At 65.3% G+C, this 20,075-nt stretch carries 15 protein-coding genes; 5 read left to right on the forward strand and 10 right to left on the reverse strand.

The window, feature by feature from the left end:
* Nucleotides 1-42: 42 nt before the first annotated feature.
* The 5 genes from D0B54_RS07440 to D0B54_RS25175 all read left to right on the forward strand — a co-directional run bounded on the left by D0B54_RS07440 (nt 43) and on the right by D0B54_RS25175 (nt 5,741).
* Nucleotides 43-1,431, forward strand: coding sequence for a DUF1329 domain-containing protein (locus D0B54_RS07440; RefSeq protein ID WP_117290656.1), 1,389 nt, complete (start codon nt 43-45; stop codon nt 1,429-1,431).
* On the forward strand, nt 1,428-2,468 hold the full coding sequence (locus D0B54_RS07445) for a WD40/YVTN/BNR-like repeat-containing protein (protein ID WP_117290658.1): 1,041 nt from the start codon (nt 1,428-1,430) through the stop codon (nt 2,466-2,468). The genes D0B54_RS07440 and D0B54_RS07445 overlap by 4 nt, the downstream gene beginning before the upstream one ends.
* 293 nt (nt 2,469-2,761) lie before the next feature.
* On the forward strand, nt 2,762-4,675 hold the full coding sequence (locus tag D0B54_RS07450; RefSeq protein WP_162932283.1) for a DUF1302 family protein: 1,914 nt from the start codon (nt 2,762-2,764) through the stop codon (nt 4,673-4,675).
* Between the two features lie 106 nt (nt 4,676-4,781).
* Nucleotides 4,782-5,192: a helix-turn-helix transcriptional regulator gene (locus D0B54_RS25170; RefSeq protein WP_117290662.1), complete on the forward strand. Its 411-nt coding sequence runs from the start codon at nt 4,782-4,784 to the stop codon at nt 5,190-5,192.
* Between the two features lie 315 nt (nt 5,193-5,507).
* Nucleotides 5,508-5,741, forward strand: a complete 234-nt coding sequence (locus D0B54_RS25175; RefSeq protein WP_162932284.1) for a response regulator transcription factor — start codon at nt 5,508-5,510, stop codon at nt 5,739-5,741.
* A gap of 420 nt (nt 5,742-6,161) precedes the next feature.
* Here the strand turns inward: D0B54_RS25175 and D0B54_RS07465 are convergent, their stop codons facing one another.
* The 10 genes from D0B54_RS07465 to D0B54_RS07510 form a co-directional block, all read right to left on the reverse strand.
* Nucleotides 6,162-8,882 carry a xanthine dehydrogenase family protein molybdopterin-binding subunit gene (locus tag D0B54_RS07465; protein WP_117290666.1) on the reverse strand — a complete coding sequence of 907 codons (2,721 nt, stop codon included), beginning with the start codon at nt 8,880-8,882 and terminating at the stop codon, nt 6,162-6,164.
* Nucleotides 8,879-9,364, reverse strand: a complete 486-nt coding sequence (locus D0B54_RS07470; RefSeq protein WP_117290668.1) for a (2Fe-2S)-binding protein — start codon at nt 9,362-9,364, stop codon at nt 8,879-8,881. The genes D0B54_RS07465 and D0B54_RS07470 overlap by 4 nt, the downstream gene beginning before the upstream one ends.
* Nucleotides 9,361-10,230 carry an FAD binding domain-containing protein gene (locus tag D0B54_RS07475; protein ID WP_117290670.1) on the reverse strand — a complete coding sequence of 290 codons (870 nt, stop codon included), beginning with the start codon at nt 10,228-10,230 and terminating at the stop codon, nt 9,361-9,363. Before D0B54_RS07475 ends, D0B54_RS07470 begins: the two co-directional genes overlap by 4 nt.
* Entirely contained in the window at nt 10,227-10,985 is a 759-nt protein-coding gene (locus tag D0B54_RS07480) for a CoxG family protein (RefSeq protein ID WP_117290672.1), read from the reverse strand. Before D0B54_RS07480 ends, D0B54_RS07475 begins: the two co-directional genes overlap by 4 nt.
* Nucleotides 10,986-11,178: 193 nt before the next feature.
* Entirely contained in the window at nt 11,179-12,090 is a 912-nt protein-coding gene (locus D0B54_RS07485) for an SDR family NAD(P)-dependent oxidoreductase (RefSeq protein ID WP_117290675.1), read from the reverse strand.
* Between the two features lie 217 nt (nt 12,091-12,307).
* Nucleotides 12,308-13,744 carry an aldehyde dehydrogenase family protein gene (locus tag D0B54_RS07490; protein ID WP_117290677.1) on the reverse strand — a complete coding sequence of 479 codons (1,437 nt, stop codon included), beginning with the start codon at nt 13,742-13,744 and terminating at the stop codon, nt 12,308-12,310.
* Between the two features lie 29 nt (nt 13,745-13,773).
* Nucleotides 13,774-15,501 carry a thiamine pyrophosphate-binding protein gene (locus D0B54_RS07495; RefSeq protein WP_117290679.1) on the reverse strand — a complete coding sequence of 576 codons (1,728 nt, stop codon included), beginning with the start codon at nt 15,499-15,501 and terminating at the stop codon, nt 13,774-13,776.
* Nucleotides 15,502-15,549: 48 nt separating this feature from the next.
* Nucleotides 15,550-16,914 (reverse strand): aromatic ring-hydroxylating oxygenase subunit alpha, encoded by a 1,365-nt coding sequence (locus D0B54_RS07500; RefSeq protein WP_117290681.1) that lies wholly within the window; start codon nt 16,912-16,914, stop codon nt 15,550-15,552.
* Nucleotides 16,915-16,925: 11 nt separating this feature from the next.
* Nucleotides 16,926-18,788 (reverse strand): flavin-containing monooxygenase, encoded by a 1,863-nt coding sequence (locus tag D0B54_RS07505; protein WP_117290683.1) that lies wholly within the window; start codon nt 18,786-18,788, stop codon nt 16,926-16,928.
* Nucleotides 18,789-18,819: 31 nt separating this feature from the next.
* A complete protein-coding gene (locus D0B54_RS07510) occupies nt 18,820-20,067 on the reverse strand; it encodes an MFS transporter (RefSeq protein ID WP_117290685.1) in 1,248 nt (415 codons plus the stop codon).
* Nucleotides 20,068-20,075 lie beyond the last annotated feature (8 nt).

Raw genomic sequence — 20,075 nt, forward strand, 5'->3', positions numbered from 1 at the left:
CGCTACATATTCCCCGACAACCTGGGTGGAAGGAGAAACGAAATGAGAATCCGCAAATACGACGTCGACTACGGTCGCCGGACCCTGATGAAGAACGCCGCGATCGGTCTCGGTGCCGGCGTTCTGCTGCCGCTGGAAAAGGTATTCGCCGCGGGTGGCGAGAACATCGCCAAGGCCTATCCCGATGAGTTGCTGGACATCGGCATGTACACCAAGGGCAAGCTCAAGGCCGGAGACATGGTGACCGCCAGCAACGTGGACGCGGTCAAGAACCTGCTGGATCCGATCACCTACGAGCAGATCAAGAACGTGGGTCGCAAGATCAAGATCCGTCCGACCACGACGGACATGCCGAAGATGTTCTCCCACGAGTTCTACACCACGACCCAGAAGAACCTGGCCAGTGGCACAAAGGCCAGCTGGGACAGCAAGGGCAATGTGGTAACCAGCGCCGGCAAACCTTGGGTGGGCGGCTTGGCGTTCCCCAGTGCCAAGACCGGCGACGAGGTGCAAGCGAACCTGGCGATGAGTTGGGGACGCGGCGACTATTGCCAGTACGCTGTCCGCGACACGGTGTTCAATCCAGACGGCAAAATCGCCTACGACTACGACCTTCTGTGGGCCGAGTTGCAGATACAGAGCCGCCTCGACGGTACGGTGTTCCAGAACAAGGCGGACCTGCTCCGCATGCAGACCGTGCTGTTCACGGCCACCCAGGACGTCGCCGGCAGCTCGTTCCTGTCCACCTGGTACTACGACCAGAGCAAGTTCCCGGACCTCTATGGCTACCTGCCGCAGTTCCGTCGTGTCCGCCAGTTCCCGACCAACCAGCGCTTCGAGCCGCTGATTCCGGGCGTGAGCTGGTTCCTGTCCGACGCATGGGCCGCGGGTGATCCGATGCGCACCTGGGGGGAGTTCAAGATCCTGGCGCGCCAGCCGATGCTAACGCCGGTCAACAGCAACTTCGTCGCGGGCAACAACTGGATGCCCGGGACTCACGGCGGGCCGAACAATGACATGTGGTTCGATACCGAGTTCGAACTGTCTCCGGAGGTGATCCTGCTGGAGTCCAAGCCGACGCAATATCCGCGCTCGCCAGTGGGGCGCCGCGTTTCGTACATCGACGCGCGCAATCAAGTGGCTTACGGCGGCATCCGCTATGACCGTCAGGACAAGCCCTGGCTGAACTTCGAGGCTGGATTCGGCCAGTTCGTGGACGGCAAGAAGATCATCATGGGACCCGATGGCAAGCATCCCGCCTGGTCCTGGACCTATGTGGTCGCCTACGACATCCAGAGCCGCCGCATGGACCGCATCCGCCACGCGGCGCAGTGCGCTGGCGGCTACAAGAGCGAGTTCGCTGCCGACAACGAAGCGGTCTACAAGCAGTTCTTCACCCAGCAGGCGCTGCAGCGTCTGGGCCAGGTATGAACCACTCGTTCACCACTATGCGCCGTGGGCTACTCATGATGGTTGTCGCGGCCGCCATCATGTCAGGGCCCACCGTAGGGGCGAGCGTTCCGACGGTTGCTGACGTCGGCTCGGCTAGGACCCGGTTACTGGCGTCGGCGACTCCGCATCTGCCGCTCTTCGACGTCAGTGCTGGGAGCAGCAAGCTCTTCGCTGCCGGCGCCGGGGGGCGGATTGTGCGAAGCGACGACGGCGGCCAGCACTGGAGTTCCGAGAAGTCCTGCACGCAACTCTCCCTGCTGGGCGTTTCCAACGCGGGAGAGCACGCGGTGGCGGTCGGGCAGATGGGCGTTCTCTGCATACGAAAGGCTGACGGCAGCTGGGCTCAGGTCGACACCCGGACCACGGAAAGGCTGTTCGACGTCGCGATCAACAGCAAGGGAGCCGGCGTGGCGGTTGGCGCTTTCGGCGTCGTCCTCAGGACCACCAACGGTGGCGCCGACTGGGTGCCCGCAGCGCCGCTGTGGTTCGGCGTGTTCCGCGATGGCGCCGGCCGGTTGGGAGAGAGTTTTGCGCCCAGCCTGTATGGCGTCCAGATGGACGACGAAGGCAACGCCTGGGTGGTTGGCGAACTGGGCTTGGTCATGACGTCTGCAGATGGCGGGACAAGCTGGGCGGTCCGCCGGGCTGGCGGCAACGACGATCTCGGCGTGGATCCCACGGTCTCGGGTATTCACATGCAGAAGAACGGCGTGGGTTACGCCGTTGGCCAGCAGGGCCTACTGCTGCGCACGGGAGACCACGGCGTCAGCTGGGCCGAGTTGCCTCGGCCCTCGCACGCCAACCTCCTGGGAGTCGTCGGCTCCGAGCGGGGGGCGGTGTTAATCACCGGCATGCGTGACATGCGCGTCAGCCGGGACGGGGGAAAGACTTTCCAGATGGTTGAAGGGGATGACGTCTCGACGGGCTGGTACCACGGGGCAGTTTTGGCGCCTGGCGGAGATGCGGCGCTGACAGTCGGTATTGCCGGTCACGTCCTGAGCGTTCGTTGGCAGTAAGAGACAAATAGACAAATGAGGAGAGCTGGCGTGACGAAGAAGAGGGGTTCGGCGACGCTACGAACGGGGAAGGTCTTTGCGCTCGGGGCGTTGATGGGCGCGAGCATCCAGCCCGTAGCTGCATTCGATATTGATGCGAGCTTTGGCGGCTTTGTTCGGTTGGAAGGGGCTGCCAGTACCGGATACGAGAACCCGAACAATCAGGGAGGAAACGTCTACAACGACGTGACCGTTCATCGAACGGCCTATCTACCGCCGGCGTTGACCTCCAACCTTCTGAGCGGGATTGTGCCTTGGGGCGCAGTACCGCTGGGAGATCCCACCGCGGCGTTGGGCAGCATCCCTGTGCTTGGGGGATACTGGAGCCTATCCTGTCGCCCGTCGTCGGCCCGGTCGTCGGTGGACTGCTCGGCACTCTTGTGGGCACGGACGACCACATACGCCGCGGTGATCGAATCCAGACGACATCGAACGATTTCAACTACACAGTCGCTCGCGCCGAGGCGGAGTTGAGCCTGAGGTTCGGCGAACACGTACGTTTCATCACCCGCGCCCGTGGCGTCTTCGATCCCTCGATCTACGAGGAATTTGACCAGCGCAATCTGGATCGTCCGAGACAGGGTGGCGTCGATAGCGGCCCCTGGGCAGACCCGGGAATCTACGAGGGGCGACCGGACTACTTCAGTTACAAGGTTGCAGACGGCAAGGGCGGTTTCGTCCAAGCCAACCCGCTGGAGTGGGCAGGCCGTGACTATTTGGTCTATCTGCCTGCCGCAATCGTGGAGCTGACCGCCGGTGACCTGAATCTGCGCCTGGGGAACCAGCAGATTGCCTGGGGCCAGTCCTTGTTCTTTCAGGTCTTTGATATGCCGAACGGCCTGGACCTGCGTCGCCACAGCATCCTGGATCGCGCCTTGGAGGAGTTCTCCGACAAGCGCGTTCCGATGCTGTCGGCTCGCCTGAGCTATCAGCTGACGGATGGAATCCTGTTCGACGGCTATGTCGGAAAATTCCAGCCGACGGTTCTGGGGAATCCGAACACTCCGTACAACATCATTCCGACGCAGTTCACCGTGCAGGATCAGTATGTGATCGGTGGCTATGACGAGAAGGTTGTCGGTGGCTTTCGCCTAAAAGGCGACTACGGACAATGGGGGTTCCAGGCGGCTTACTTCAATCGATACAACCCCCTTGGCGTCTTCCGGTGGACGGCGACGGGAGTCGACCGCCAACTGGATGGCAGGATCAACTCCGTCGGTTCGTTGGTAAACCTCCTGTATTCCCTCAAGCTGCCTGGTTGTTCAGAAGCCGCCTATGACCCGCTTCTGTGCCGTCGTTATGCCGACACGGGCGATGCATTGGCCAACGCGCCGTTTCATGCCGGCGACGGCGGCGTGTACTCCGCGGATGAGTGGTTCCACTACGCCGCGGAGGTTCGACTGGACGGTGTGGGCGGTCTTAATGCTGCCATTAACGAGTTTCCAGGCGCCCAGGATGTGTATGCCACGCCGGTTGATAACGTGCGGCAGGCCGCAGCGGAGTTGAATACCTTCTTCATAGCTGCGGGTGGCAGCCTACGAGGTCATATCGCCAGGGAGTACTTCCAGGAAGACATATTTGCCCTCGGTGCCAGCTATGTACTCGAGAGTGACAACGACTTCCTCAATCAGTTGATCTTCAACCTCGAAGCTCAGTACACCCCGGAACGCACCTTCACCAATCCGACTCTCTCCAGGAACTACATCAGGCAGGATGAATACATGGTGTCGCTGGTGGTGGATAAGTGGCACCGATTCTTCAAGGAGTTCCCGGGCACTTACATCGTATTCCAGGCCCTCACAAAGAACCGCAGCGACTTGGTGGGTCGGCACCTCTCGGGATATGGCGGCAAGGACCTGGATGAGCTTGATCCGCGTGCAACCAGCGGGGTGACTGGCAAGAAGGGAAATGCTAACTACGTGGTGTTGGGGTTCACCCAGCCCTGGCCCAACAAGCTCTATGAGCTGGAGTTTGCCTCCCTCTGGGATATTGATGGTGGTGTCTTCATGCAGCCGGGGCTTCGCTGGAATCCGGGACATGGAGTCACCGTCGAAGGGTTCTACAACTACATTGATGGGTCACTCTTCGGGGCTGACCGCTCCAAGAACCTTATCTCTACGCTCGACTTTGCTGAGGAATTCACCCTGCGTCTGACGTACCAGTTCTAAGGACGACGCCGTGATCGGACAAGACATTAGCGCAATGGTGAGGTGTCCTGTCCTCGATATTGGATGGGTGAATTTGCCAATTCCCTGAAAGGACTGAGAGGGATTGATGACATTGATTGAATTTCAGGTATCTGCAAGCGATAAGGTCTATCCGCTGCTTGGGGCGCAAGGTCGCGGGGGCCATGGAGACTTCAAGGAAGTTGTTCCGCAGCTTGCCTTGCGAACGGACGGTACCATCGCCCCTCTGGGAGAGGTAGCTGAGAGGCTCTGCGTTTCTGCGCGGACGCTTAAGCGGCGTCTGCGGCAGGACGGATTGACGTACAGAGCTGTGGTGGACGCCATTCGCCTGAAGCGGAGTCTGGAATTCCTGCGTCATCGGGGGCTTTCAGTGGAATACATCGCTGAGAAACTTGGCTACAGCTCGGCGGCCAACTTCACTCGTGCATTTCGCCGTTGGACTGGATCGCCTCCTCACACCTATCGGTGCGAGGTCCTATGTGTGCCGCGAAGCGTTTGATTCATGGACTGCGCTGGATTGCCAATTTCTTGAACTCTTGAATGAAGTTCTCGGGGGCACCCTTGGATGTGCGCTGTCGGCTGGCGGGCTCTTGGCGCAGCGATCTACCTGTTCTCCCTTCCGGCTCTATCGGGGGATAGAGCGGTCTTCTTCTGGGCCTGTGGTCTCCTTCGCTGACGTCTCCCAGGGGAAGTTTTGAGCCTGCTTTTAGCGGGCTCTCTTTTTATGCGATTTTTTCGCTAGTTGCGCCGATTTCGAGACCCAAGTTCCACTGAGTAGAGGCCGCGCCTCAAAATTGCTCCTAGGAGAATGCGCATGACAGGTATCAGATATAGACCCAGCCCCGATTTGATCGAGCGGCTGACAAAGCGTGAACTCGAGGTCTTGGACTATCTATCCCAAGGCCGTAATAGCTCGGAGATTGCCGCGGGAACAGGGGTGACGGTGCATACCGTCAAGCATCACCTCAGAAACATATATGCAAAGCTTGGAGTAGGCACTAGGCTCCAGGCAGTTATCCGTTACCGCGATCTTCTGGGCCGCATGTAGCCAGCGCGTTGGCTCAGTTGGAGATGGCTTTACGGGTGGAAAGCGACGGAGCGGTTTCTATCCGGAAGACGTTATGTCCCCTGAGGAGCAGGCACGAAGAAGCTGGGGTGCGTCTGGGACCTGCAGAAGAAATACGGAATTCCGTTATGGATTTCGCGCATGCCCGCGTAAAATATCCATCATGAGCTGAAGCCACCGCACGTCATCGACGAAAGCAGGCCAGCGGCGTACCGGGAGCGGCGATGCCACCCGGCCCATGCCTTTCGATCAGCTCTGTTTGCGCAGCGACAACGACCGGGTTTCCCACGTCTGTCAGCGCAAGCTGTTGCGCAGCGTACACAGACTTTTTCCGATGCACCGCTCTTTCACAAGCTAGCGTGACTGCCTGCCGGGATCGCCCGGCAGGCGGCAGGCAGGAAGCTAGGCGGGCTGGCGTTCGCCGGTCAGCTTGGCCGTGCCGAAGATGCCCATCTTGCACTTGCCGATCAGCTTGTCGCCCTCGATCGTGGCCTCGTACTTGAGCGTGATCGACATCGGCTTGGTCACCCTCAGGTCCCACTTCAGGTGATTGCCGGTGACGGTGCCGGTGAAGTGCGCCTCGTCCATGTTCATGATGAACACGCCGGTGAGCGCGTTGCCATCGGTGCTCATCCGGCCGGCGAAGGCCTGCGGGCCCATCGGGGTGGACAGCACGAACTTCCAGTTGCCATCGATCTGCACCGCCGCATTGCTGGCGATCTTCTCCTGCGGCGCCGGGGACGTCGGCAGCTTGTGCACGGGCGCTGCGACGATGGTCGGCGGGGGCGCGGACTTTTCGGCGATGGGACGGCCTTCGATGTGGCCCAGCAGGCGCGACGGCGTCAGCGGGAACTCCAGCTTGAGTTCGCCGAAGGGAGCCAGGGCATCGGCAATGGCGTTCACCAGCGTCGGCGGGCCGACGATGCAGCCGCCTTCGCCCACGCCGCGGAAGCCGCCCTCGGCCTTGGAAGGCTGAGACGCTTCGTGGTGGTATTCGAAATCCGGGATGTCGAAGATCGTCGGCAGCATGTAGTCCTTGTAGGTGACGGCCGTCGGGTTGCCCCGCGCGTCGAAGGACACTTCTTCCATCAGCACGCTGCCGATGGCCTGCGCCAGGCCGCCGGCGATCTGTCCTTCGACCACCGACGGATTGATCATCACGCCGCAGTCTTCGCTGGTGACCCAGCGCTTGATCTTGACGAAGCCGGTTTCCGCGTCCACCTCGACGATGCAGGCATGCGCCGCGCTGGTCATGGTGATCGGTGGCGGGCGGTAGCGGTACTGCACTTCCAGGCCTGCATCCATGCCCGCCGGCAAGCGGTCCGGGTCGCCGTAGGCGATGTCGGCGAGGTCGCGCAGGCTGACGGTCTTCTCGTTGCCGTCCAGCACGTGGATGACGCCTTCGCGCAGCATGATCTGCTCCGGCTTGACGCCGAGCAGGTGCGACGCCGCGAGCCGGACCTTCTCCAGCAGCAGGTCGGCCGCGCGGATGCAGGCGCCGCCGCCGGCCACGGCCTGGCGGCTGCCATAGGCGCCGGAGCCGTAGCCGCCGCGCGAGCTGTCGTCCTCGTAGACGCTGACGTCGTCGAAGCGCACGCCGAGGCGCTCGGCGATGACCTGGGCCATCGTGGTCTGCGTGCCATGGCCCTGCGAATGCGTGGAGACCACGGCGGTGACCGTGCCGGTGGGCTCGATGCGGATGTGCGCCGACTCGCTCATCAGCACGGCCACGCCGGTACTGCCGGCGGTGGGCTCGATGTAGGTCGCAAAGCCCAGGCCCAGGTAGCGGCCCTGCTTGCGCGCCTCGGCCTGCTCGACCCGGAAGGCGGCGACGTCGACCTTCTGCAGCAGCACGTCGAGGCATTCGGCCGGGCTGATGTCTTCCAGTTCCAGGCCCATCGGCGTGGTGCAGGGCTGGTCGCTGCGGCGGATCAGGTTGCGGCGGCGCAACTCGATGGCGTCCATGCCCATCTGGCGCGCGGCGCGGTCGAGCAGCACCTCGCGGGCCAGGGATTCGATCGCCCAGGGGCCGCGGTAGGCGGACAGGCCCACGGTATTGGTGAACCAGCCACGCGAGTGGAAGGAGAACACCGGCATCTTGTGGGCGCCCCACAGGAACATCATGACCGCGATGTTGCTGTCCGCACCCTGCGGGTAGGCGCCGTTGTTGAGTCCGTAGTCGGCATGCGAGGCCAGCATGTGGCCCTCGCCGTCGAAGGCCGCACGCAGCCTGATCTCCTGTTCGCGCGCCTGGTTGGCGGCGGTCAGGTTCTCGAGGCGATCCTCGATCCACTTGAGCGGACGCTTGAGCAGCATCGCGGCCAGCACCGTGGCCACTTCCTCGCGCCAGGGCTGGCCCTTGAGACCGAAGGAGCCGCCCACGTCCTTGGAGATGACGCGGATCGCGGTCTGCGGCATGCCGAAGGCCTGCGCGAACCAGCGTGCGTTCAGCTGCGGGCCCTGGCAGGACAGGTAGATCGTCAGCTCGCCGGAGCCCTGCGGCGCCACCACCACGCCGCGCGTCTCCATGGGCGACTGCGAGATGCGCTGGTGATCGAACTCGATCGTGACCAGGTGCGGCGCGGCCTTGAGCTGTGCTTCCAGGTCTTCGTCGATTTCTTCCGAGCCGGTGGCCGCGGCGACGTTGGAGTCGGTGTCCGGGTGCACCAGGGAGCCGGTCTTGGCGTCCCTGATGGTGACCACGGGGTCTTCCTCGTCGTATTCGACGGTGATGAGCCCGGCGGCGTCCTCGGCGATGTAGCGGTCCTGCGCGATCACCATCGCGATGGGATCGCCGACATAGGTCACGCGGTCCGTCGCCAGCACCGGCACCGGTACCACCGGCGGCGCCAGGAAGAAGCTCAGCATGTCGACCTTGAAGCCCTTCAGGTCCTCGGCGGTCAGCACGGCATGCACGCCGGGCAACTGGCGCGCCACCGAGAGATCCATCGACTTGATGCGGCCGCGCGCGATGGGGCTGCGGTGGAAGGCCACCTGCAGCATGCCGGGCAGGCCCACGTCGTCGACGTAGGTGCCGCGCCCGGTCAGCAGGCGCGTGTCTTCCTTGCGCGGCACGCGCTGGCCGATGTAGGTCCCGGCGGTGGGAGTCTCCGGCGCGTTCACTGCGGCGCCTCCGCCGTCAGGCCGCAGAGTTTCTGCGCCGCGCGCCGGATGCCCTGGTAGCCGGTGCAGCGGCAGATATGGCCGGAGAGCGAGTTCATCACCTGGTCCGCGTCCGGCTGGTCGGGGCCGGCGGTGAGCGAGGCCAGGGTCATGACGATGCCCGGCGTGCAGAAGCCGCACTGCAGTCCGTATTCGTCGCGCAGCGCCTGCTGCACCGGGTGCAGCGTGCCGTCCTCGGCCGCGAGGCCTTCGACCGTGGTGATGCGGCTGCCGTCGGCCTGCACCGCGAGCATCAGGCAGGAGCGCACGGCCTTGCCGTCGACGATCACCGTGCAGGCGCCGCAGACGCCGTGCTCGCAGCCGACATGCACGCCGGTGTAGCCGGCATCGCCGCGCAGGAAGTCGCAAAGCGTCAGGCGGCCTTCGACCTTCGACAACTGCGGCTTTCCATTGATGGTAAGTGCGATCTGGTGCTCGCTCATGCCGCTGCCCTCAGGTTCAGGGTTTCGCTCAGGGCGCGTGCGAAGACGCGCTTGCCGACCGTGCGCCGGTATTCGGCGCTGGCGTGGGAATCGTCGAAGGGCGCGGTGTCGGCGATGGCCAGTTCGGCCAGCGCGCGCGGATCGAGCGTGTCGATGGCCTGCCCCAGCAGCGCCGCCTCGACCTGCCGCGCCTTGATCGGCGTCGGGCCCATGCCGAACCAGGCGATGCCGGCGCGCTCGATGCGGCCGTCCTTCAGCGCCAGCGCACCGGTGAGACCGACCAGGCCGAAATCGCCGGGGCGCTGCGCGATCTCGCGGAACAGCCAGACCGTGCCGGCGGGCCACTCGGGCACGTGGATCGCGGTCAGCAGTTCGTCGGGCTCCAGCGCGGTGGCGTAGGGGCCGAAATAGAGCTCCTCGGCGGCGATGCGGCGGCTGCCGCGCGTGGAGCGCACCTCCACCGATGCGCCCAGCGCCACCGCCGTGGCCGGCAGCTCGGCTGCCGGTTCCCCCAGCGCGATCGAGCCGCCGATGGTGCCACGGTTGCGGGTCTGGTGGTGGCCGACGTGGCGCGTGGCGGTGACGAGCAGCGGCTGCGCCTGCGCCAGCACCGGGTCGGCGATCACCTCGTTCTGGCGCATCATCGGGCCGATGCGCGTGACGCCGTCGGCGCGCGTCACGCCCTTGAGCGCGGCGATGCGGTTGATGTCGATCAGGATGAAGGGCTGGCTCATGCGCAGCGCCAGCAGCGGCATCAGCGTCTGGCCGCCGGCCAGGAGGGTGGCGCCGCCGCCGGCTTCCGTCAGCAGGCGGCAGACCTCGTCGACCGACTCCGGCGCGAAGTAGTCGAACGGGGCCGGCTTCACGGCTTGTCCTCGCGGAGCAGCCGGGCGAGCAGGGCAGGGTCCAGCGTCACCACCGGCGCCGCGGCGCGCCGGCCGTACTCGAAGCCGGCCACGCCGACCACGAACAGCAGCAGGCCGATGGACAGGCCCATCCAGTCCGAGGCGCCGCCGGCCGCCGAGCCGTGGCCCACGAGATAACCGACCAGGGCGGCGACGACCATGCCCAGCAGCCACAGCATCGGCGAACCGCCGGCGGAGGGCGTGCCTGCCGCACGCGGTGCCCGGCCCGTGGCGATGCCTGCCGCAGCCGCTTCGCCGGCCGCGGCAGGTGCCGGTCCGGTGATGACATTGCCGAACTGCCCGAAGAAGCGCGCCGCGAGCTGCTTGGCGGTGGCGTCCATGATCGGTCCGCCGAGCTGCGCCAGGCGGCCGCCCACCTGGGCGTCGACCTCGTAGGACAGCACCGTGATGCCGTTGCCGCCGTCGCTGAGCTTGACCTTGGCGATGCTCTTGACGAAGCCCACCGTGCCGCCCTGGCCCTCGATGATCAGGGTGTAGGAGTCCGGCGCGGCGATGTCCGCCAGTTCCACCGAGCCGTTGAAGCGCGCGCCGATGGGCCCGATCTTGATCTCGACCACGGCGACCATGCGCGTGTCGGATTCCTTGCTCAGGGACTGGCAGCCCGGGATGCAGCGCTTGAGCACGTCGGGGTCGTTCAGCGCGTTCCAGACCTGCTCGCGCGTGGCAGCGATCTGCTGCCCTCCGGACATCTTCATCGGTACATCCTCCTGGTATTCCGCGCCGGGTATGTGCCTGGCTGCGGTTGCCGCGCCGTGTTGCTCCGGTGTCGGGGCCCACGGCGGATTTAAATGGTGTCAGTCTACTGACAGTTTATCCCTGATCGGGCCCGGGACAAGGCGCTTGCGCGAACTGTCGACAGACCCGGCAGCTTCTGTGCAAACGGCGGCTTCAGCCCTTCTTGGCCATCTCGAAGCTGCGCAGGATGTGGTCCACCTGGCCCCTGGGCACCGGCGCCAGCGCCCAGGGCGTGCCGCCCTCGCGGATCGCCGCCAGCCGCTCGCCGACCTGCTCGACGGTCCAGGAGGGCTGGTAGACCCCCTCGCTCTCGGCGATGTACATGCGCGATACGCGGCCGGCCATGGAACTGAAGATCTCGCCGGTGACCGAGCAGGACTCGTGCGACAGCCAGCCCACCACCGGCGCCACCAGCTCGGGGCCCATCGGCGGGTAGGCCGAGGTGTCCAGCCCCTCGGCCATGCGCGTGACCGCGCCGGGCGCGATGATGTTGCACTTCACGCCCTCGGCCGCGCCCTCCAGCGCCGCGACATTGCACAGCCCGACCATGCCGGTCTTGGACATGGCGTAGTTCACGACGTTGTGGTTGCCGTAGAGGCCGCTGACCGAGGAGGTCAGCACGATGCGGCCATAGCCCTGCTTGCACATCAGCGGGAAGGCGGGGCGCACGACATGGAAGGCGCCGCGCAGGTGTACGTCGAGGACCGCGTTGAAGTCCTCGTAGCTCATCTCCTTGAGGCTGCCACGGCGGACATTGCCGGCGTTGTGGACCAGGATGTCGATGCGGCCGAAGTGGTCCAGCGCCGCCTGGATGATGGCCTTGCCGCCTTTCTCGGTCGCCACGGACTCGGTGCAGGCGACGGCGGTACCGCCCGCAGCCCTGATCTCGTTCACCACCTCCTGCGCAGGATCGTCCGCCGTGCCGTCGCCCTTGAGGCTGCCGCCGTTGTCGTTGATCACGACCCTGGCCCCGCGCGAGGCCAGCAGCAGGGCATAGGCCCGCCCCAGGCCGCGGCCGGAGCCGGTGATGACGGCGACGCGCTTGTCGAATCTCAGCTCGCTCATGAGGTACCTCGTCTCTTTTTTAAGTCCCCTCTCCCGCTTGCGGGAGAGGGGTGGGGGAGAGGGTTTCTGTAACTCTTCCCGGGGTTAGCCATGGCAAGATTTACAGCAACCCTCTCTCGGTAACTGCTCCATGCGTTTCCCTACCTCGGGCATCCATGCCCTCGCCGCCCTTTGGGCACCCTCTCCCGCAAGCGGGAGAGGGGACTGAATCGACTGCTTACTGCTGCGGCGCTGCGGGCACGAAGCCCAGCAGCGACTTGGTTTCCAGGTATTCATGGAAACCGAACTCGCCCCACTCGCGACCGTTGCCGCTTTTCTTGATGCCGCCGAAGGGTGCGTTGAAGTCGAAACCGCCGTTGATCGAGATCCAGCCGGTGCGCATGCGGCGCGCCACGGCATTGCAGGCTTCCGGGTCGGCACCGTTGACGTAGCCGGCCAGGCCGAACTCGGAATCGTTGGCGATCTCGATGGCGTGGTCGATGTCGTCGTAGCCGATGATGCAGAGCACCGGCCCGAAGACCTCCTCGCGGCCGATCTTCATGTCGTTGCGCACGTTGGCGAAAACCGTGGGCTTCACGTACCAGCCCTTGCTCAGTCCCGCCGGGCGATCCGTGCCGCCCGCGACCAGCGTGGCGCCCTCGTCGATGCCGATCTGGATGTAGCGCTGGATTTCGTTGTACTGGCTCTTGGAGACCACCGGGCCCATGACGAAATTGCCGCCGGGGTCGCCCACCGTGACATCGGCGGCGGCCTTGCGTGCGGCCTCGATGGCCTCGGCCATGCGCGCCTTGGGCACCAGCAGGCGCGAGCCGGCGCTGCAGGTCTGGCCGGAGTTGATCATCATGCCGCTGGTGGCGCCGGCCACGTTCGCCGCCATCGCCGCGTCATCGAGCACGATGAAGGCGCTCTTGCCGCCCAGTTCCTGGCAGACGCGCTTGACCGAAGGCGCGGAATTCTTCGCGATCTCCACGCCGGCGAACTCGGAGCCGGTGAAGGACACCATGTCCACCTCCGGGTGGCCCGACAGCGCCGTGCCCACGACCGAGCCGCTGCCCTGGACCATGTTGAACACGCCGGCCGGAACGCCGGCGGCATGCAGCACCTCGGCGAAGAGCTGCGCCGAGTAGGGCGCCAGCTGGGGCGGCTTGAGGATCATCGTGCAGCCGGTCGCCAGCGCCGGGAACACCTTTACGGCGATCTGGTTCATCGGCCAGTTCCAGGGCGTGATCAGCGCGCAGACGCCGATCGGGTCCCTGGTCAGCAGCGTGTTGCCGCGCAGTTCCTCGAACTTGAAGTCCTTGAGGATCTCGATCGCCGTGGCCAGGTGGCCGGCGCCGAGCTGCACGTGGAAGCCGCCGCCCAGCGCCGCGGGTGCGCCCATCTCCTCGGTGATCGCCGCGCCGATTTCGGCCTGGCGCCGGTCGTACTCGGCCTGGATCGCCTGCATCAGCTCCAGGCGCTCCTTGCGGCTGCTCTGCGACCAGCGGGTGAAGGCCTTGCGCGCGGCCTTCACCGCCAGGTCCGCATCCGCGGCGGAGCCCATGGCGATGCGGCCCGAGACCTGCTCGGTCGCCGGGTTGATGACTTCCGAGGTTTTCGGCTCCAGCGGGTTGACCCACTTTCCGTCGATGTAGAACTTCAGGTACTCGCGCATGTCGGGCTCCGGCTACGGGTTATTGGGTCTTACTGCTGACCTTCGGCATACCAGGTGCGGAACCGGGCGTAGTTCGGCGTGTCCAGGTTCTGGTTGCCGCCGTGGTTGATGACCGGGTCGATCGGCACGTGGATGACGGTCGGCTTGCCGCTTGCGAATGCCGCGGTCACCGCTGCGCCCAGGTCTTCGCCCTTGTCGACGTAGACGCCTTCGCAGCCGAGGCCCTTGGCGATCTGGTCGAAGCGCACGTTCTTGCTCCAGTGCACGCCCGGCTCGGTGCTGTTGCCGTGGCCGAAGGTGCGCTTGTAGACGCCGACTTCCAGGCCCCAGGCGTTGTCCACGGCAACGACGATGACCATCGGCAGCTTGAAGCGCTGGACCACTTCCAGGTCACCGATGTGGTACAGGAACGAGGAATCGCTGGTGGTCAGCAGGACCGGACGCTTGCCGCCGTCCGCGATCGAGGCGCCGATGGCGTAGCCGAGACCGGTACCCAGGCAGCCGAAGTTCTGGTTCCAGACCACGTCGTGCGGCTTCGCCTGCAGGTAGGTCCAGGTGAAGACCACGGTGCAACCGCCGTCGCGCGCGTGGATCGCGTTCTTCGGCATGGCCCTGGTGGCCTCGACGACCCACTGGCCGGTGTGGACGCGGCCGCTGTCGGTCTTGAAGTCCTGCTGGGCCAGCGCCTGCAGGCGCTCCTTGTCTTCCTTGATCCAGCGCTGCAGGTCCGGGTGCTCCTGGCGCGGGGTGGCCTTCAGCGCAGCCGAGAGCTGCGGCACGACGGTGCGCAGGTCGCCCACCAGCGGCACGTCGATCGGACGGTTCTGGCCGATCGCTTCCGGGTCCAGCTCGACATAGATCCACTTGCGATCGGTCTTGCCCTTGGCCCACAGGTGGCCACGGCCATAATGCAGCGGCTCGCCGATTTCGGTGCCGATGGCGACGACGACGTCGGACTTGGCGACGATGTCGTCACCCACCTCGGAGAACAGATACGGGAAGGTGCGATCCTCGACGCCCTCGATGAAGGCGGTACCACCGGAGGTCTGCAGGATCGGGCAGCCCATCAGCTCGGCCAGCTCCTTCACCTTCTGGCCGGCGCGGGTGCACTGCACCGCGTGGCCGACCAGCAGCACCGGGCACTCGGCGTTCCTGATCAGCTCAGCGGCCTTGGCCACCATGATGCCGTCCGCACCCGGTTCGACCAGGCGGTAGGACGACGGCGGCAGCGCCGGAGGCACTTCCAGCTCCTGCTGGATGATGTGCGACGGATACTCGATGTAGACCGGGCCCGGCGTGCCGGACTGGCAGACGCGCAGGGCGTGGCGAATGATTTCGTCGGTCTGGTCGGCGTACTCGATGCTGGCGCTCCACTTCACCGAGTTCTCGAACAGGGCCTCCTGCTGGATGAACTGGATGCGGCCACGGCGTACGCGCTGCTCCGTGATACGGGCACGCTGGCCGCCGATGTAGATGACCGGGGTGTTTTCGACCAGCGACGTCATCATCGAGCCGGAGGCCAGGGCGACGCCCGGGCCCAGCGTGGCAATGCACAGCGCCGGCTTGCCGGTCATGCGGGCGTAGCCTTCCGCCATGAAGCCGGCGGAGAGTTCGTGGTGCGGGGTGACGACATTCCAGCCGCGCTTTTCGGCCGCGACGAACAGATGAACGAAGTTGGGATCCGGGATGCCGAAGACGGTGTTGATGCCTTCGGCCTCGAAGAGGTCGAGGATTCGCTCGTAGACTTTGACACCCATGTTCGTTTCTCTTTGCTATGTCTGATGTGTTGGTGGTTCGGATGAGGGCTACTTGAGCAGCGTCAGGTAGCCGGCACCCATGTATTCGACGAGATTGCGGTGGAAGTTCGTGACCTTCCGTTCCTGGTGCGGATTGGGCAGCGTGCCGCGGAAGGCGCGGGACTTCATGCCGCGCTGCACCGCCGCCATGTTCGAGAAGTCCTGTGCCAGCACCTTGCCCCACTGCTCTCCGGTGGGCTCGGCGTAGACCCACTCGGTCTTCGGCTCCTGGCCTTCCGGGTAGCGCTCGATGGCATAGGACTCGAACACGCATTTGTTCGGGTCGTCGCCCCAGGGGCGGGCGCGGTAGCACAGGGCGAAGGTGATGCCCTGCAGGATCGACATGTTCGGGAACACGCTCCAGGCCAGGCCGGCCTCGGACATCTGGTCCGGGGTGATGGTCGGCCAGTCCACGCCGCGCCTGGCGTCGTCGGCCTTCGCCGAGGCCAGCCAGTGCTTGATGACCTCGGCCGGCGGCGTGCCCTCGGGCAATTCGTCCACCAGGCGCCGGGCGGCGTTCACCAGCGTCTCGGTGGTGCTGGCCTTGTTGACCGTGGTGTAGATCTCGTTCTGCAGCTCGTAGGTGGAGACGCGCGCGTCGGCGCCGAGGCCGGCACGGGTGATCGTGCTGCTCTCCTTCATCTTCATCTTGGAGTCGCGCTCGTCGAAGCCGCTGACGCCGTGACGGCCATGGGCCTTGCTGTAGGCGTAGTACTGGCCGTACTTGAGCAACTGGGTGTGCGTGCCCTCGACGTGGTAGGGCTCCATGAAGGCTTCGATCGCGGTCTTCCAGTTGCAGTCGAAGATCACCCACTGGCGCCACTTGTAGCGCATCTTCCCGAACGAGAACGGATCGAGCTTGCCGGCCATCGGTTCCAGGAACTCGCGCAAGGGCATGCAGTCCGGGTCCATGTTGATGAACAGCCAGCCGCCCCAGGTATCGACCTTGACCTCGGTGAGCTGGGTGCGCTCCGCGGTCAGCTTGCCCTTCCAGTCGTTCTCGTCGAGCTTGAAAGTGCATTGGCCGTCGAGGTCGTAGCGCCAGGCATGGAAGCCGCAGACGAATTGCTTGCGCGTGCCGCAGGCGCTGTGCGCTTCCGGCGGCGTGTCGACCAGCTGGCGGCCGCGGTGCGAGCAGACGTTGTGGTAGGCTTTGATCTTGTCGGTGGCGGTGCGAATGATGATGATCGACTCGACACCGACGTTGTAGGTGATGAAGCTGCCGACGTTGGGGATTTCCTCGACGCGGCCGGTGTGTTGCCAGGCCTTGGCCCAGAGTCGGTCGTTCTCGGCCTGGGCATACTCCCGGGAGAGGTAGGCCTCCACCGGGAAGCTCAGCGGTTCCGCCAGATCCTCGACTCTGAACTTGCTCATGGGGTTCTCCTTCAGCCTGCCTTGCGGGTGGGCGTGATGCCGCGATCGAGTTCCATGCCTTCGAAGGCGCCCTGACCGCGCCAGTCCTGCAGCAGCTGCTCGAAGGCGGTGAAGCCGGCCAGATAGAACTCGCCCAGGTAGTAGCGGAACTTGCCGGATTCGTTGTTCAGGTAGCTCGGCGGGCACTCGCTCTGCATGTACTGCGAGAAGGCCGTGGAGGGCGCCATGACCTGCACCCAGGCGTCCTGGGCCTGCTGCGTCGGCTCCACCGCCGAGATGCCTTGCTTCAGGGCCTCGCTGATGATGTGGGCGATGTGATGGCCCTGGCGGTTGAACTGTTCCACCGTCGTGGCGTATAGGCCGCCCTGGATGTAGCCGGTGAAGAACTGGTTGGGGAAGCCGCGCGCGACCACGCCATGCAGGGTCTTGTAGCCGTCGGCCCAGTAGTCGTAGAGCGACTGCTGGTCGCGCCCTTGGATCTCGTCGATGCCCCAGCGCAGGTCGAGGTCGCTGGTGACCTCGAAACCGCTGGCGCAGATCAGCAGGTCGATCGGATATTCCTTGCCCTCGTGCACGAAGCCGTGCTCCGTAAGGCGCTCGACGCCCTTGGTCGCGGACACGTCGATCAGGTGGACGTTGGGACGGTTGAAGGTCGGGTAGTAGCTGTCGCTGGACAGCGGACGCTTGCAGTGGAAGCGGAACCAGGGCTTGAGCAGCTCCGCGGTGGCCTTGTCCTGCACGATTTCGTCGATGCGCCGGCGGAAGCGTTCCATGACATGGAAGTCCTCGTCCTCGCGCATCGCCATGAAGGTTTCCGGCGTGATCGCCGGCCAGCCCTGCGCCGCCAGCTTCGCGGCGACGTTGCGGTTGATCTCGGTCCAGAAATCGCAGACCAGGTCGCTGTCGCCGGGGTGGAAGCCTTCCATCGCGCCGCGATGGAAGTTCTCCTGGCGCTGCTTCTGCCAGCCCGGCTGCAGGGTCTTCACCCAATCCGGATCGGTGGGCGGATTCGGCCGCGCATCGACGCTCGGCGGCGTGCGCTGCAGCACGTAGACTTCCCTGGCGTACTTGCCGAGGTAGGGCACGATCTGGATCGCGGTCGCGCCGGTGCCGACCACCGCCACACGCTTGTCGGTCAGCTTGTCGAGTACCGGGCTTTCCCAGCTGCCGCCGGTGGTGCCGTAGTCCCAGCGCGCCGAGTGGAACACCTGGCCCTTGAAGTCCTGCAGGCCCGGGATGCCCGGCAGCTTCGGCCGGTTGAGCGGGCCGCCGGCCATGATGACGAAGCGCGCGCGAATCTCGTCGCCGCGGTCCGTGGAGACATGCCAGCGCTTGATCGACTCGTCCCAGCGCAGCGACTTGACCTGGGTATGGAACAGCGCGCCGTCGTAGAGGCCGAACTGCCTGGCGATGCGGACGCAGTGCCCCTGGATCTCGGTGCCGTCGGAGAAGCGCTTGCTCGGGACAAAGCCGGTCTCCTCCAGCAGCGGCAGGTAGCAATAGGACTCGTTGTCGCACTGGATGCCGGGATAGCGGTTCCAGTACCAGACCCCGCCGAAGTCGCCGGCCTGCTCGATGTTGCGGAAGCGGGTGACGCCGGCCTTCCTCAGCTGTACCGAGGCGAGGATGCCGGTGAAGCCGCCCCCCAGCACCGCGACGTCGATCTCCTCGGAGATCGCTGCGCGCGGCAGGACCGGCTTGTAGGGATCGGCCAGCTGCTCCGCCAATACGCCTGACTTGGGCCGGAAGTACTGTTTCTGCCCCTCGCTGCGGAAGCGCTTTTCGCGCTCTTCGCGGTATTTCTCGCGCAAGGCCGGGATGTCGATGTTCCCGGGCGTCTGCGTCGGCGGGCACTTGGAGGGGGTGCGGGTCATGGGGTCGTTGTTCGGTGTGGGGTGCAGGCCTTCAGGCCGCCGCTACCGGCTGGGCTGCCGGCTGCGGCGCGGCCCCCAGGCTGAGGAGCGCGATCGCGCTCACCGTCAGCAGGCCTGTGATCAGCAGCAGGAAAGGCGTGTAGCTGCCGGAGTTGTCGAAGATGATGCCGGCCGTGAGCGGCCCGAAGGACGTGCCCAGGGACAAGGCCATCACCATGGCGCCGTAGAGGCCGCCGAAGTTCTTAAGGCCGAAATGCCGGGCTGCGAGATAGGCGATGACGTCGACCTCCGCGCCCACGGTCAGGCCGAAGCAGGCGGCGGCCATGGCCTGGCTCAGCGGGTTGCTGCCGCTGCCCAGCAGCAGGGCGCAACCGACGATCGGCAGCATGAAGGCGATCGCGCCGACCTTGTGCGCCGCGAAACGGTCCAGCAGCAGGCCGGTGCCGAGCCGACCGACGATCGAGAACACCCCGATCAGGGAGGCGATGCCGGCGGCCGCCATCGGCGTCGCGCCGCGGTCGGTGAGGATCGGCACGAAGTGCACCAGTCCGCCGATGGTGGTGAAGGAGAACAGGCCGGCCGCGAGCAGCAGCTTGTACAGCTTCGGCGAGCGCAGGCCTTCTGCGAGGCTCATGCCGGTCGATGCCCTGGCCGCCACTGGCGCGGCCAGCGCCGCGCCGCGCGGGTCGCGGGCACCGCGGAAGAACAGGAACAGGGCAGGGAAGACGATGGCGATCCAGATGCCGCCCTGCGCGGCGAAGGCATTGCGCCAGCCGTAGGCCCCGATCAGCCAGGTTGCGAGGACCGGGAACAGCGCCGCGCTGAGCGAGGCCCCCGACAGCGTGATCGCCAGCGCCAGGCCGCGCGATTTCTCGAAGCGGCTGTTGACGGCACTGGTCCAGACCGTGGCCTGCACCCACAGGGTGCCGAGCGCGATGGCCACCCACAGCAGGGCCCAGTTCAGCATGCTGCCGGTAGCGGTGCCGAGCAGGGCATAGCTGCCGGTCATCAGGAGCACGCCGACCAGGCCGATGCGGCGCGGGCCGATGCGGTCCACCAGCATGCCCACCGGGATGCAGAACACCGCGCTGACGAAGCTGGCGATGGTGAGTCCGAGCGCGATCTGCCCGCGCGACCAGCCGAACTCCGCATGCAGCGGTGCGATGAACGGGCCGATCGAGTAGACATGGATGACGGACGTCGCGTAGCCGAGCGCGGCCACGAACGGCAGATACCAGTAGCCCCGCCATTCCGACGCAGTTCCGTTATGGATGTTCATGCCTGCTC

This window comes from Solimonas sp. K1W22B-7, assembly GCF_003428335.1.
In the GTDB taxonomy this organism is placed as follows: Bacteria; Pseudomonadota; Gammaproteobacteria; order Nevskiales; family Nevskiaceae; genus Solimonas_A.